Source organism: Endozoicomonas sp. ONNA2 (genome assembly GCF_024606365.1).
GTDB lineage: Bacteria > Pseudomonadota > Gammaproteobacteria > Pseudomonadales > Endozoicomonadaceae > Endozoicomonas.
The window spans coordinates 1-1,008 of sequence record NZ_JAHHPO010000439.1; the positions used below are offsets into that span (position 1 = coordinate 1).

Genomic DNA, 1,008 nt, shown 5'->3' on the forward strand with positions numbered 1-1,008 from the left:
TCCTGCGTCGCCCTGACTCCCACATCCATGTGGTCGTGCGCGAGATTCGGGGCAGGTGGGTCAAGAGGCCATCGGAATGATCTCCAATGATTCTCCACCATGTTTTCAACACTTTTTTTCAAACAGTCAGAAAGACTGCACTGGTCAAAGAGGAATCCGCAGTCTGCAACAGCCAGCCATGCAGACCGCACAACATTGATAAATTCAGGGATTGGCCTGATCTAAATGTTCCAGGGGCATTTCGGGCTCCGCTGTTATCTCTGCCTCACCCCGACGATGATAATACTGGTAGCAAGCGCACAGACCGATACCTGCAAGGATCGTGAAAGCTGTACCAAAACTGACGGCCAGGACAAGACCAATATTCAGGGTGTCAGCCAAAGGCGGGGGCGTGGTGGGCAGTCCCGTTGTTGCGACCATGCTGGCAGGTGGCATTGGCGTTTGCGATGGAGTCACCACGCCCGAGGTCACGGGCTCTGTGGTTATCATTGACGATGGTGCAGTGATCATGGCATTGGCCAATGAAAACGACGTTGTCGTAGCATTTCCGGTAGTCGTTGTCTGGGGCATTAACGTACTGGATAATGCCGAGCTTGCTAGCGAGGACGAAGACGTGTGGGTCGATGACGTTGTCGGGCCTATGCCAGAAGATGTCATTGACGATGGTGACGATGGTGTAGTGGACATGGAATAATTGGTATTCAATGTACTGGACATTACCGCGCTACTGGTATTGCTATTCCTATTGGGCAGTACACTGAGTTTCTTGGGCAGTACACTGAGTTTCGGAAAATGGCTATTTGCGGTTGTCGTAGTCGAATTGACTGATTGTGTCGAGTTTGTCTGGGCTTGGTCAGGCGACGTGCTGCTTGTGGGCATTGTCGTATTGTCGAGTGGCTTGGGGCTTGACAAGATTTCACCAGACAAGTCGCTTGAATTGCGCATGCTGTCCTGGGCCGCAGCACCCGCCAGCTGATCCATCGCCATCAGGGTGACGGTTGCCATGGC

The 1,008-nt window shown here is 52.8% G+C and carries 2 protein-coding genes; both read left to right on the forward strand.

Annotated elements, in window-relative coordinates:
* The first annotated feature begins 322 nt into the window (after positions 1-322).
* Positions 323-694: a hypothetical protein gene (locus KDK14_RS07885; RefSeq protein ID WP_257264539.1), complete on the forward strand. Its 372-nt coding sequence runs from the start codon at positions 323-325 to the stop codon at positions 692-694.
* Positions 695-976, forward strand: a complete 282-nt coding sequence (locus tag KDK14_RS07890) for a hypothetical protein (RefSeq protein ID WP_257264540.1) — start codon at positions 695-697, stop codon at positions 974-976.
* The last annotated feature ends 32 nt before the right edge of the window (positions 977-1,008 follow it).